Origin of the sequence: Bacteroides luti (genome assembly GCF_900128905.1) — a bacterium.
GTDB classification, from domain to species: domain Bacteria; phylum Bacteroidota; class Bacteroidia; order Bacteroidales; family Bacteroidaceae; genus Bacteroides; species Bacteroides luti.
Window position 1 is genome coordinate 249,000 of record NZ_FQTV01000002.1, and the last position, 13,373, is coordinate 262,372.

Below are 13,373 nucleotides of genomic sequence, written 5' to 3' on the forward strand. Positions count from 1 at the left end.
TCGAGTAAAATTTCCGTTGAAAGAAATAAAGAAGAGAGATAACTTAAATGATATCTCTCTTCATTATATAATACAATCTTGCTTTTTTCTTTTATACAGTGCCTTCTTCCTGCTTTTTATTCTTTTCCAGATAGGTGAGGAGATCAGCTACAACAAAACTACTTCCTCCTACAAATATAAAATCTTTATTAGAGGCATTAGCCTTTGCAGCTTCAAATGCTTTGGATACATCAGCGTAAGTCTTTCCATATAACCCGGCTTTACTTGCCAGAAACTTTAGGTCGGCTTCGTGAAGTGCACGCTTCACACTTGCTTTGGTAAAGTAATATTCAGCATCTTTGGGTAATAAAGCCAATACACCACTAATATCTTTATCGTTTACCATTCCTATTACAACGTGCAGTTTCTTGTATTTTTGCTTGCTTAGTTGTTCGGAAATATAAGTTATACCACCAACATTATGTCCGGTGTCACAAACTATCGACGGATTAATTCCCAGTTTTTGCCAGCGCCCCATTAATCCGGTAAGTTCGCAAACCTTCTCAAATCCTTTTTCTACAGCTGCATCAGGAATGTTATAACCGACTTTTTTCAATAATCTTAAAGCTAAAAGAATAGTATTGGTGTTTTTAATCTGGCAGAATCCACCAAGTTCACCTTTCAGATGAGGATAATCAGCCGTGAAGTAGTTCCAGCGTCCTCTTTTGTTCATTTCCCATCGCCACAGTAACTGTTCCTCTTCAGCAAAGAAAATAGGAGCTTTCTCTTCGTCAGCTTTCTGTATAAACACAGGTTTTGTTTCTTCGTTTGTTTCGCCAATAATTACAGGTACATTCTTCTTTATAATACCGGCTTTCTCACCAGCAATAAGCGCCTTAGTCTTTCCGAGAAACTGAGTATGATCGAAACTTATATTAGTTATAATGCATAAATCCGGATGAATAATATTGGTACAATCCAATCGCCCGCCCAAACCAACTTCTATAACAGCTACGTCTACTTTCTGATCTGCAAAGTATTTAAAGGCCATCGCAGTAGTAAGTTCAAAGAACGACGGTTGAAGCGGTTCGAAGAACTTACGTTCCTTCTCAACAAAGTTAATCACATATTCTTCAGTAATAGGTTTTCCGTTTACACGGATTCTTTCTCTGAAATCAATAAGATGAGGAGAGGTGTAGAGTCCTACTTTATATCCGGCAGATTGCAGAATAGCTGCAAGTGTGTGAGAGCAGGATCCCTTGCCGTTTGTTCCTGCCACATGGATAGTCTTGAAATTTTTGTGTGGATGTTTGAAATGTTTATCCAGCTCATAAGTGTTACTAAGTCCCTCTTTATATGCCGATTTCCCAATCTGCTGAAATAAAGGAGCGCTTTCGTATAAATAGTTTAGAGTCTCTTTATAATTCATTTATTCAAAAATTTTAGTCTTTTAGTGATATATCGTAATCTTTTAATTACTATATTAGGTGCAAATATCAACATTTTAAATCTAAAAATTATGGGAACTAAGAAAAATTTCGTGTTAGATACTAATGTTATTCTTCACGACCATGATTGTTTGAGAAATTTTCAGGAAAATGACATCTATCTTCCTATTATTGTCTTAGAGGAATTAGATAAATTTAAAAAAGGAAGTGGGGAAATAAATTATAATGCAAGAGAATTTGTTCGCGAACTTGATTTGATTACTGACGATAACCTTTTCACTAAGGGAGCATCGCTGGGCGAGGGTATGGGAAAGCTCTTTATTCTCACCGGCGGGATGGAGTCCGAAACAGTGCGGAAATCTTTTCCGGAGCGACAAGTCGACCATGAAATTCTCTCCACGGCAGATGTTTTGGCAAAGAAATATCCAAAAACTAAGACTGTTCTGGTTACTAAGGATGTGAATTTACGCATGAAGGCCCGTTCCATAGGAGTGCTGTCCGAAGACTACATTACCGACAAGGTTACTAATGTGGATATATTCGAGAAGGCCAATGAAGTTTACGACGGAGTATCTTCAGAACTCATTGATAAAGTTTATTCTTCTAAGGAAGGGGTAGATATTAGTGATATTGAGTTCAGAAATGTTCTGCAACCAAACGAGTGCTTTGTGATGAAGAGCGAACGTAATAGCGTGCTTGCCAGGTATAATCCATTTACGCATACAGTTCATAGGGTGACAAAAGCCAAAAATTACGGCATCGAACCACGTAACGCTGAACAGAGCTTTGCTTTCGAGATTCTGAACGATCCCGATATTAAACTAGTAGCTCTAACCGGAAAAGCTGGAACTGGTAAAACATTGCTTGCCCTTGCATCAGCATTAAGCAATATGAACGATTACAAACAAATATTGTTGGCTCGTCCTATTGTGGCTCTTTCCAATAAAGACCTTGGTTTTCTTCCCGGAGATGCAGCTGCCAAAGTTGCACCTTATATGCAACCGCTTTTCGATAACCTGAACGTTATCAAACACCAGTTTTCTCCAACTTCAACAGAGCTGAGACGTCTGGACGATATGCAGAAAAGTGGTCAGCTGGTTATCGAGGCGCTGGCTTTTATCCGTGGACGAAGCTTGTCGGAAACTTACTGCATTATCGATGAGGCTCAGAACCTTACACCTCACGAGATTAAAACAATTATCACCCGAGCCGGAGAAGGAACAAAGATGGTCTTCACCGGAGATATTCAACAGATTGACCAACCTTATCTGGATAGCGAGTCCAATGGTTTAGTCTATATGATTGACCGTATGAAGGGCCAGAATATCTTTGCTCATGTTAATCTGGTAAAAGGAGAGCGTAGTATGCTGAGTGAGTTGGCTAGTAATTTGATGTAGAGTTCGAATAGAAACTATATTGAATAAATGATTCTCTTTTATAAGATAATCTATGATTATTTTTAAGATAAGAATTGATGATAAAGATTTTGGAAGACAATATAATATAAAGAGTACATCAAGAGAGTTATCTGAAATAGAGGATGAACCTAAATAAAATAGCATAAAATAAAATCTCCTCAATTACTGAGTGCAATTGAGGAGATTATAATATCTAAATAAGCTTTTGAATTAATCGAAGAAACTTTTGAATTTCCTGAAAATCTTTTCTTTAACCGAACTGTTTGGCTTGAAACTATCTGATGATTCCAGTTTCTCCAAAGTCTCTTTTTCATCTCTGGTTAATGTTTCAGGAACGTAGATGCTTACGTTTACAAGTAGATCTCCTGTTCCGTAACCATTCACGCTTGGTAAACCTTTGCCACGCAGACGAAGAACTTTGCCCGGTTGTGTTCCCGCTTCGATCTTAACCTTTACTTTATTGTCGATAGTTGGTATTTCTACGGCTCCACCCAAAGCAGCGGTTGGGAAGCTAAGCAATAAGTTATAGATCAAATCGTTTTCGTCACGAACTAAGTCTGGATGTGCTTCTTCTTCCACCTGAATAAGTAAATCGCCAGGAACTCCGTTGTGCTTTCCAGCGTTTCCTTTTCCGCTCATGGACAGTTGCATTCCTTCAGCTACACCAGCAGGGATATTTACGCTTACAACTTCTTCACCATATACGATACCTTCTCCGGCACACTCTTTACACTTATCTTTGATGATTTTACCTTCACCACCACAAGTAGGACAAGTAACGCGAGTCTGCATGGTTCCTAGAATGGTCTGTTGGTTACGGATTACCGAACCGCTACCTTTACAGGTAGAACAAGTTTCAGAACCACTGCTTCCTTCAGCTCCTGTACCGTGACAGTGCGAACAAGAAACATATTTCTTTAGTTTGAATTTCTTTTCTACACCGGTAGAAATTTCTTTCAGATTTAGTTTAACCTTTACACGAAGATCCGATCCACGGAAACGTCTTTGCTGTTGGCCGCCTCCGCCGCCAAAACCTCCGAAGCCACCAAAGCCTCCGCCGCCGTGTCCACCGAAAATATCACCAAACATAGAGAAAATGTCGTCCATTGACATTCCGGCACCTCCGCCAAATCCTCCGCCAAACGGGCCGCCGTTACCTGCTGCACCGCTCATGCCAGCATGTCCGAACTGGTCGTAACGAGCACGCTTATCTGGATTGCTTAAAACATCATAAGCTTCGGCTGCTTCTTTAAATTTCTCTTCTGCAGTTTTATCTCCCGGATTTTTATCAGGGTGAAATTGAATTGCTTTCTTACGATAAGCTTTCTTTATCTGATCGGCTGTTGCAGATTTCTCAACGCCCAGCACCTCATAGTAATCTCTTTTTGCCATTGTTCGTTATCCTTTATTAATTATTCGCCAACTACAACTTTGGCATGACGAATTACTTTTCCATTAAGTGTATAGCCTGTTTGTACGCAATCTATGATTTTTCCTTTAAGATCTTCACTTGGAGCAGCAAATGTTGTGATTGCTTCGTGGAAATCTGTATTGAATTCGCTTGAGGCATCAATTGCTTCAACGCCATTTTGTCCCATTACGCTCATAAATTTAGTGTAAACCAACTCAAGTCCTTCGCGGATAGCAGCAACATCAGTAGCTGTTTCCGTTGTTTTCAGAGCTCTCTCAAAGTCATCAATAACAGGAAGAATACTGCTGATACACTTTTCGCCGCCATTCTTAATCAGTTCGGCTTTTTCTTTCATTGTGCGCTTGCGGTAATTGTCAAACTCAGCCGAAAGACGCAGATATTTATCGTTCTGATCTTCTATTTTAGCATTAGCTTCTTCCAGCTTCTTAGCCAATTCTTGTTCAGGAGTAAGAACTTCTTCTTCCTGAGCAGGAGCTTCTTGTTCAGCTGCAGATGCTTCTGTTTCCTGATCAACTTGCTGAGTGTTATCTACTAATTCTTCTTCTTTAACTGTTTCTTTTTTCTTTGGATCCATATATGTTTTCTTTTTATTCTTCTTCCAAAATGATTGCACCATACAATTGGGTAGGTTTGATTTATAATCCATGCTACAAATTCTTTGCCAAAGTCCTATCTTTAGCGAAAGAACATGCAAAAGTACTGTTTTTTAGTGAATAATAAATAACGATGTGTTAACTATCTGCCAGAATGGCGATTTTATTCATAAAAAAAGACTACCTTTGTGGCCGATTTTAAATACAAGGTATAAAGATTAAATATAATGATTACAGTTTCGAACGTTTCAGTTCAGTTTGGTAAGAGAATTTTGTTCAATGATGTAAATCTCAAGTTTACGAATGGTAATTGCTACGGGATTATTGGTGCTAACGGTGCAGGTAAATCTACTTTCCTTCGCACAATTTATGGTGATTTAGATCCAACTACAGGTTCTATTGCTTTAGGTCCGGGCGAACGTCTTTCCGTGTTAAGTCAGGATCACTTTAAATGGGATGCCTATACAGTTATGGATACTGTTATGATGGGACATACCGTTCTTTGGGATATTATGAAGCAACGTGATGTTCTTTATTCAAAAACAGATTTTTCTGATGAAGACGGATTGAAGGTTGCTGAATTGGAAGAAAAATTTGCCGAACTTGACGGATGGAATGCTGAGAGTGATGCAGCTATGCTGTTAAGCGGACTTGGCGTAAAGGAAGACAAACATTATACTTTAATGAGCGAGCTTAGTGGTAAAGAAAAGGTGCGTGTTTTACTGGCACAAGCTCTTTACGGTAATCCTGATAACTTGCTGCTCGATGAGCCTACCAATGACCTTGATATGGAGACTGTAACATGGTTGGAAGAATATCTTTCTAACTTTGAACATACAGTATTGGTGGTAAGTCACGACCGTCACTTCCTTGACTCAGTATGTACTCACACTGTTGATATTGATTATGGCAAGATTAACCTCTTTGCCGGTAACTATAGTTTCTGGTACGAATCCAGCCAGTTGGCTCTTCGTCAGCAACAAAACCAAAAGGCTAAAGCTGATGAAAAGAAGAAAGAACTGGAAGAATTTATTCGCCGATTTAGTGCCAATGTGGCAAAAAGTAAGCAGACAACCAGTCGTAAGAAGATGTTGGAGAAACTTAATGTGGAAGAAATTAAACCATCTTCACGTAAATATCCGGGAATCATCTTTACTCCTGATCGTGAGCCGGGTAACCGTATCCTCGAAGTTTCGGGCTTAAGTAAAAAGACCGATGACGGTGAAGTGTTGTTTAATGATATAAACTTCAATGTAGAGAAAGATGATAAGATTGTATTCCTGTCACGTAACCCACGTGCCATGACTGCTCTCTTTGAGATTATAAATGGTAACTTGAAAGCTGATGCCGGACATTATGACTGGGGTGTAACTATTACTACTGCTTACCTTCCTTTGGATAATACAGACTTCTTTAATACAGACTTGAATTTGGTAGACTGGTTAGGTCAGTATGGTGAAGGTAATGAAGTCTATATGAAAGGATTCCTTGGACGTATGCTTTTCTCGGGCGAAGAAGTGCTTAAGAAAGTTAGTGTCCTTTCAGGAGGTGAGAAAATGCGTTGTATGATTGCTCGTATGCAACTTAGAAATGCAAACTGCTTGATTCTTGATACTCCAACCAATCACCTTGATCTGGAATCTATTCAGTCATTCAATAATAACCTGAAGACTTATAAAGGTAACATTCTCTTCTCTTCTCATGACCACGAGTTTATTGAAACTGTTGCAAATCGTGTGATAGAGCTTACTCCAAACGGAATTATTGATAAGATGATGAATTATGATGAATACATCACTTCTGATCATATCAAAGAACTTCGTAAGAAGATGTACGGAGATAAAGACTAAAAGATACTAAATATGAAAATGGGGTTGCTCTGATATGAGCAACCCCATTTTTTATGCCTTTATTCTTCAGACTTCTATCTAATACTGTTTTTAATATTCAAATCATTGAAACTTAACTTTTACTTTTAAAACAGGCTATTCTTTCCGATGGATACTAATTTTATAACGTTTTTCTATTTAAAATATACTAGAAAAGTTTATCTCTTTATTGTACTGGTTCCTGGAATAATCAGATGACTTCTCTTTATTGTATAAGATCTAAATAATTTTGATTAAAACGAATAAATTACACCTCCATTCAAGCGAAAGCCCGACCAGTCTGCACGATATCTATTGTCCGTTGTCGATAGCTTTGATCCTAATTCAAAATCATAGCCCAAACTTGCACTGAAGGAGATATTGCGGGTAACATCAAGTCTGCCACCAAACATAGGTTGAATGCTAAATCCAGCTGCATTGGTACTAATATTATCATTGCCTTCCTGATGAATGTTTTGCTCGTAAATATCCAACGTTGCTTTGTATCCCAGGTGGGTAAACATGATGGCAGGCGAAACTTCTCCAAAGAATGACAATGTGCACTTGCCTAATTTACTTTCGTCAGTGTATACACGATACAGGGTTCCTATTCTATAACCCGTGAATGTAAGCTTTTCAATATACTTTCCGGAATAGTCAGAGTAGGCAATCTTACCTCCTGTAGTCAGAAAAGAACCACTCAGTCCAAATTCATTGCGATTCCTTTTTATGGAAGCATTAATTGTATGTGTTATATACGGAGGGAAGTTGTCTACAATAGCTAACCCTTTGGGCATAGACGGACGCATTGACTGAAATGCATAATCAAGCAAATCTTTCATGTCATTCATTTTGTAAGTTCCATATCCAACAGAGTAACTTATATTATATTGAGCGTTTGCTCCCAATGCAAATAGTAAAAGCAGTGTCGTGATTATATTCTTTTTCATTATTTTGTCAGTTTAGCGAGATTCAGATAATATCCATTAAAAATCAGATTATTGTTATAAAGCCCTGCGTCTGAATAAGGGTTGATATTTGCCAAAGGGATTTTCATAAATAAGGTCTTGTAGTCGCTCGCTAATACATATACGTTATATTGACTATTTGCATACTCAGGACCTTTATATAGCAGATTTCCTGTAAAAGGATCAATGTTCTGGAAAGCTCCGTCTATTGTGATAGTACTTCCGGTTGATAAATCTACAATGGCAAATTTGTTATCATTATATTGTATTATAGCTTCAGAATCTTTAATCGGATTAAATTCAATGCTTTTAATATTTACATTGCTTTGAGTCTGGATAAGATGTAGCGTGTTGTCGCTTTGCAGTTCATATAGTTCTGCCCAATGCTTTTCGGGAAGATACTCTGCGCATAGTGCATAAATATATTTTCCATTGGCCGAAATTCTAGTCTTTACACTAATATCGTTAATTGGATTTTCGGGAGTCCATCGCTTAGAACAGATTTTTTTTCCTGAAGTAATATTGTAGAGATCAAATCCTGTATATTGTTCAATGAGCAGCTGATTGGCATTATTAAGATAAAAGTAATTCCCCTGAGTATTGGTGAAAAATATCTCTTTACTTAATGTGTTGTCGCTGTAAATGTGAACATAATTACTTAAATCACTAATTGCAACCAATCCTTTGTTTGAGACCTTCACTTTACAACCGGTATGCAAGGTGAGGTTGTGTTTAACAGAACTTTGTATGCTAAAATCGGAAGTATTGTATTTAACCAGATTGTCAAAGCCGAGACCAAGTAATAGATTGTTTGCCAGATCTGCTCCATATGTAATTCCATAATTAAACTGATTGTCGGAGAAGTATCCGTATGTGTACGGATAGGTTTGATACTGGGTAACGTCTGCGTTTGCCGGTAAAATATAAAGCGAGTAGGAAACGCTCCAAGCTGGGAATTTATCAACAGGAATAGTAACCTCGTTAGTTCCCTCAATAACCTTGCTCTCATTGTTGTTCCCATATTTCAGAACATATTTGCATGGGTATGGATTAGGGTTAGTCCATTTTATCTTCATTTCGTTTGTAGAAATGCGTTCGGTTTTGAAATTGTTTTCTGTAATATCGAAGTGGCGTGCGGTGAATCTGTCAGTAAGTGATACCTGCTGACCATTTTTCAGTATGGCACTGATGGTGTAGAACTTGTAACCATAAACATAATCTTTGTCTACATAATAGCTCTGATCCGGATTGTTGATGGTTGCTACAAGGTTGTCCGCCATATAATCACCTTTATACACCTTATAGCATTCCACATCATAATCTTTTGGCTTGTCCCATTCCACTTTATAATAATTGTTCTCGTCTACAGATTCTCTGATATTCAGATTAACATCCGGACTTGAAACGAATTTAACCTTAAAATTTAATTCGCCCACATACATTTCGTAACCTGCATATTCGGCTAGACTACCTGTTCCTGTTGGTAATCCCATAATTAACTTCAGGTCATGAATCTGGTTATCAGCAATTCCTGTACTTAGGTATGTACCGCCATCCTGGGGATTTGTATTTAATTCTTTTCCATCCAGATAAAACTTCTGTGCTATGATATTTTTACCTCCGGCATTAATTGTGTAGTAAAAATAGGCATTCTGGTACAGATAAATAGTTTGACTTTGATTTACTCCGGCCAGGTCAATGCTGATATTTACATTCCCGTCCGGTTTCTTAATATCGATATAATTATCATCGCTACTATCGTATGCACAACTATGGAGAGTGAAAGATAATAATGCGGAGATGGAATAGAGTAATAGTTTATTCCTGAAGAGATTTTTAGATAGATACATATAGGCAGATTTTATTTTTACAGATCGCAAATATAGCCTTATTATCCTGAAATAAAAATATGTAAATAATATTTTTGTAGTTTGTAAGTAGAAATATCTATATGCCGATATATATGATGCTATTATGGTGTTTTCTTAAGTAGCGGATAAATAATAAAGGAACGGACACAAAGAAAGTCTTCATATCCGTCCCTTTATTAAGTAGATTATTTATTGATTCAGAAAAACTGAATTCAGTTTGTTATTTAGTAAATACAAGCTTTTGCTTATTGGTATCTCTGAAAATATCTTTTCCCAAAACAGAAATATTACCTTGTACAATCACTCTTGATAGTTTGTCGCAATCAAGAAATGCTCCATCTTTTATTTTCTTTACGGTAGGAGGGAGTACCAAGTCGCCAGCCAAATGAATACATCCGCTAAATGCACGTTCGCCAATGCTAACAAGCTTATTAGGTAGATGAACAGTCATCAGATACTTCTTTTGAGTAAAGGTAAAGTCAGGTATATCTGTTGCCGTAGTTTCCGATAAGTCAATTGAAACAAGATCGGGCATAAAATCGCGTATCATCTTAAAGTCGTCTTCGTTAATATTACCTTTGATGGTGAGATAGTTCACCTCACTAGGCTGATGACCAGCTTTCATAATTTCGTTTCCCAGTTCGCCTGGCTTAGTTATGTTGATAGTAAGAGATTCGGGAGCGCCTTCCAGAATAGCAAATTTATCCCATCCTTTTTTTCTTTTGTAATCGTCTTTACATCCAAGAGGGATGAATACAGCAGTAAGGCTATCGTTAAGCGCTTCTTCCTGAAGATTTGGAGGCGTCTTTTTGTTCACCTGCAGAATTGTCAGGTTATTGCAATTCTTAAATGCAAACTTGTCAATATTCAGAATTGAAGGAGGAAGAATAACTCTTTTTAGTGTACTCTTGCCGCGAAGTGTACCATCTTCTGCATTGCAAAAAGCATAAGCCGGAATGAAGTAGGGCAGATAGGTAAATCTTTTTAATGGATAAGTCCCTTCTTTTCCCATGTATACGGTTACAGATGCATTAGATATGTCGAGTACTTCCAGTTTAGTCATACTGTCGCGCATCAGCTTAAAGTCAATGGCGTTAATCTTTCCGGTTATTGTTAGATGAGTTATACTTTTAGCTTCGGCTTCAGTTATTTGTTCTTTCAGTGCTCCAGCTTTAGGAACGAAAAGTGTTTTGCTTACTGTTTGTGCCGACAGGCCACATACAATGAGGCATAGTAGAAAAAATATTCCTAATTGTTTCTTTTTCATGATTCTTATTAATTAAGTTTTTGATCAATTCCTTTCATACTTAGCTGTACCCGTTTTCTGCCCATGTCCACGCTATCTACGCGTACCATTACGTGCTGATGGATGGATACTATCTCGGTTGGGTCGCTAATAAACTTGTCGGCCAGCTGTGATATGTGTACCAGCCCGTTTTCTTTGATACCCACATCCACAAAACAACCAAAGTTGGTGATGTTGGTAACGATTCCCGGAAGAATCATTCCTTCCTGCAAATCGGCTATGCTCTTCACGTTTTTGTCGAACTCAAATACCTGAATGGTTGAGCGTGGGTCTCTTCCCGGCTTCTCAAGTTCCTGCATTATGTCGTTCAGTGTAGGCATACCTACGGTTGGTGTAACATACTTCTCCAGTTTTATTTTAGCCCTAAGTTCTTTGCTTTTGATAAGCTCCTCAACGGTACATTGCAAATCCTTTGCCATTTGTTCCACAATGTGATAACTTTCCGGGTGAACGGCCGAGTTATCCAGAGGATTGTCAGCTTTAGGAATACGCAAAAATCCGGCACATTGCTCAAAAGCTTTGGCTCCCATGCGAGGAACCTTCAATAGTTGTTTGCGAGAGCTGAAAGCTCCATTCTCTGCCCGATAATTAACAATATTCTGAGCCAGTTGAGGTCCAAGGCCGGATATATAAGTCAGCAGGTGAGTGCTGGCTGTGTTCAGGTTTACACCTACCGAGTTTACACAGTTTTCTACAGTCTGATCCAGCGATTTTTTCAGTTTTCCCTGATCTACATCGTGCTGATATTGCCCCACACCAATCGATTTTGGGTCTATCTTTACCAATTCGGCAAGAGGGTCCATTAATCGTCGGCCGATAGAAACAGCACCACGAACCGTTACATCGTATTCCGGAAACTCATCGCGGGCTATTTTAGATGCCGAATAGATAGACGCACCGTTTTCGCTCACCACGAATACCTGCACTTCACGGTCGAAACGCAATGAAGTGATAAATGCTTCCGTTTCACGGCTTGCCGTTCCATTGCCAATAGCAATAGCTTGAATGTCATAAGCTTCAACTAGCTTTGTAACTTTCTTTGCAGCCATCAGTTTTTCATTCTGAGGCGGGTGAGGGTAGATGGCTTCGTTATGAAGCAAGTTTCCCTGCGCATCCAGGCACACCAACTTACAACCGGTTCTGTATCCCGGATCCAATCCCAATACCCTTTTTTGTCCCAACGGAGCAGCAAGGAGTAATTGGCGCAGATTCTCGGCAAAAACACGGATAGCTTCCTGGTCGGCAGCCTCTTTAGAAGATGCAGAGAACTCAGTTTCAATAGATGGCTTCAATAATCGTTTGTATCCATCCTTTACAGCCTCTGCCACCTGCGTTCCGCATTCGTTATTGCTGCGTACGTACAAGCGTTCCAGGCGTTCGGTGCATTCCTCATCGTCGGGAGAAATGCTCACTTTTAGCAACCCTTCTGCTTCGCCCCGGCGGATAGCCAAAAGGCGGTGTGAAGTGCATTTCTTAAGTGGCTCCGAAAAATCGAAATAATCCTGATATTTAGCTGCTTCCTCTTCCTTGCCCTTAACAACCTTAGCCGAGATAATAGCCTGTCTGCCAAAAAGATTACGAACCTGATTACGTGCACGTTCGTCTTCATTAACCTGTTCGGCAATAATGTCTCGTGCGCCTTTTAAAGCATCATCCGCATCCTTCACATCTCCCTTTACAAAAGCTTCTGCTCTTGCAGAGAGGTTGTTTTCCCTTTGCAGCATCAATAGCGTAGCCAATGGCTCAAGTCCCTTCTGACGGGCCACTTCTGCACGGGTTTTCCGTTTAGGTTTGTAAGGCAAGTAAATATCTTCAAGCTCCGTACTGTCCCAGCAGGCTTCAATTCTGCTTTTAAGCTCAGGAGTTAGTTTTCCTTGTTCTTCGATCGTGCTTAGTATGGTTTCCTTGCGCTTGTTAAGATCGCAAAGTTTATCGTATTGTTCTTTGATGTTTCCTATCTGAACCTCGTCCAAACCGCCGGTGGCTTCCTTACGATACCGACTGATGAAAGGAATTGTAGCTCCATCGTTTAGAAGTGACAATGTGCTACTTATTTGTTTCACGGCAATGTTAAGTGCCGAAGAAATCATTTTGTGAAATAACTCCATTTTATCGCATTTTGCTATAGTTTCTAAATAACAAAGATACCAATTTTTAGTGGAAAAATAGTGACCCTTTAACATAAATAAACGGGCCACCCAAAGGGCCACCCTAAAAAAGGGCTTAAACTACTTACTGCTAGATGGATAAGTGACACTTAAAAAATGTAAAGGGCCACCCAAAGGGCCACGAATAAATAAAAGATTAAATATATTGTTTATAATAAATTATAAACTGCACAATTTGCTCTTTTTTAATCAGAAAAACCAGACTATAACAGGTATTCTAAAATAATAGTTATTTACATCTGAATAGATTATATTTATTGGCCAATAATTATTATTTATTAACCAATGGTTGCTTGTTTATTGGGCAATAAATTTCTTTTAT

The 13,373-nt window shown here is 38.7% G+C and carries 9 protein-coding genes; 2 read left to right on the forward strand and 7 right to left on the reverse strand.

The window, feature by feature from the left end:
• Window positions 1-91: 91 nt before the first annotated feature.
• The gene (locus BUC21_RS02815) at window positions 92-1,408 is read right to left on the reverse strand and encodes a bifunctional folylpolyglutamate synthase/dihydrofolate synthase (RefSeq protein ID WP_073399005.1); all 1,317 of its coding nucleotides are present in this window, start codon (window positions 1,406-1,408) and stop codon (window positions 92-94) included.
• 90 nt (window positions 1,409-1,498) lie between these two features.
• Here BUC21_RS02815 and BUC21_RS02820 point away from each other — a divergent pair, with 90 nt between their 5' ends.
• On the forward strand, window positions 1,499-2,824 hold the full coding sequence (locus BUC21_RS02820; protein ID WP_073399197.1) for a PhoH family protein: 1,326 nt from the start codon (window positions 1,499-1,501) through the stop codon (window positions 2,822-2,824).
• A gap of 231 nt (window positions 2,825-3,055) precedes the next feature.
• On the opposite strand, the gene dnaJ is transcribed toward BUC21_RS02820, so the two are convergent.
• The gene (dnaJ, locus tag BUC21_RS02825; protein WP_073399006.1) at window positions 3,056-4,237 is read right to left on the reverse strand and encodes a molecular chaperone DnaJ; all 1,182 of its coding nucleotides are present in this window, start codon (window positions 4,235-4,237) and stop codon (window positions 3,056-3,058) included.
• A 20-nt stretch (window positions 4,238-4,257) separates the two neighbouring features.
• Complete coding sequence (locus BUC21_RS02830; protein ID WP_394332743.1) at window positions 4,258-4,851, reverse strand: nucleotide exchange factor GrpE; 594 nt, start codon at window positions 4,849-4,851, stop codon at window positions 4,258-4,260.
• A 246-nt stretch (window positions 4,852-5,097) separates the two neighbouring features.
• On the opposite strand from BUC21_RS02830, the gene BUC21_RS02835 reads away from it, so the two are divergent.
• Window positions 5,098-6,720, forward strand: coding sequence for an ABC-F family ATP-binding cassette domain-containing protein (locus BUC21_RS02835; RefSeq protein WP_073399008.1), 1,623 nt, complete (start codon window positions 5,098-5,100; stop codon window positions 6,718-6,720).
• 272 nt (window positions 6,721-6,992) lie between these two features.
• On the opposite strand, the gene BUC21_RS02840 is transcribed toward BUC21_RS02835, so the two are convergent.
• The 4 genes from BUC21_RS02840 to BUC21_RS02855 all read right to left on the reverse strand — a co-directional run bounded on the left by BUC21_RS02840 (window position 6,993) and on the right by BUC21_RS02855 (window position 12,991).
• Window positions 6,993-7,688 carry a hypothetical protein gene (locus BUC21_RS02840; RefSeq protein ID WP_073399009.1) on the reverse strand — a complete coding sequence of 232 codons (696 nt, stop codon included), beginning with the start codon at window positions 7,686-7,688 and terminating at the stop codon, window positions 6,993-6,995.
• The gene (locus BUC21_RS02845; RefSeq protein WP_073399010.1) at window positions 7,688-9,556 is read right to left on the reverse strand and encodes a hypothetical protein; all 1,869 of its coding nucleotides are present in this window, start codon (window positions 9,554-9,556) and stop codon (window positions 7,688-7,690) included. The genes BUC21_RS02840 and BUC21_RS02845 overlap by 1 nt, the downstream gene beginning before the upstream one ends.
• 241 nt (window positions 9,557-9,797) lie before the next feature.
• On the reverse strand, window positions 9,798-10,844 hold the full coding sequence (locus BUC21_RS02850) for a leucine-rich repeat domain-containing protein (RefSeq protein WP_073399011.1): 1,047 nt from the start codon (window positions 10,842-10,844) through the stop codon (window positions 9,798-9,800).
• A gap of 8 nt (window positions 10,845-10,852) precedes the next feature.
• Window positions 10,853-12,991, reverse strand: a complete 2,139-nt coding sequence (locus BUC21_RS02855) for a Tex family protein (protein ID WP_073399012.1) — start codon at window positions 12,989-12,991, stop codon at window positions 10,853-10,855.
• Between the last annotated feature and the right edge of the window lie 382 nt (window positions 12,992-13,373).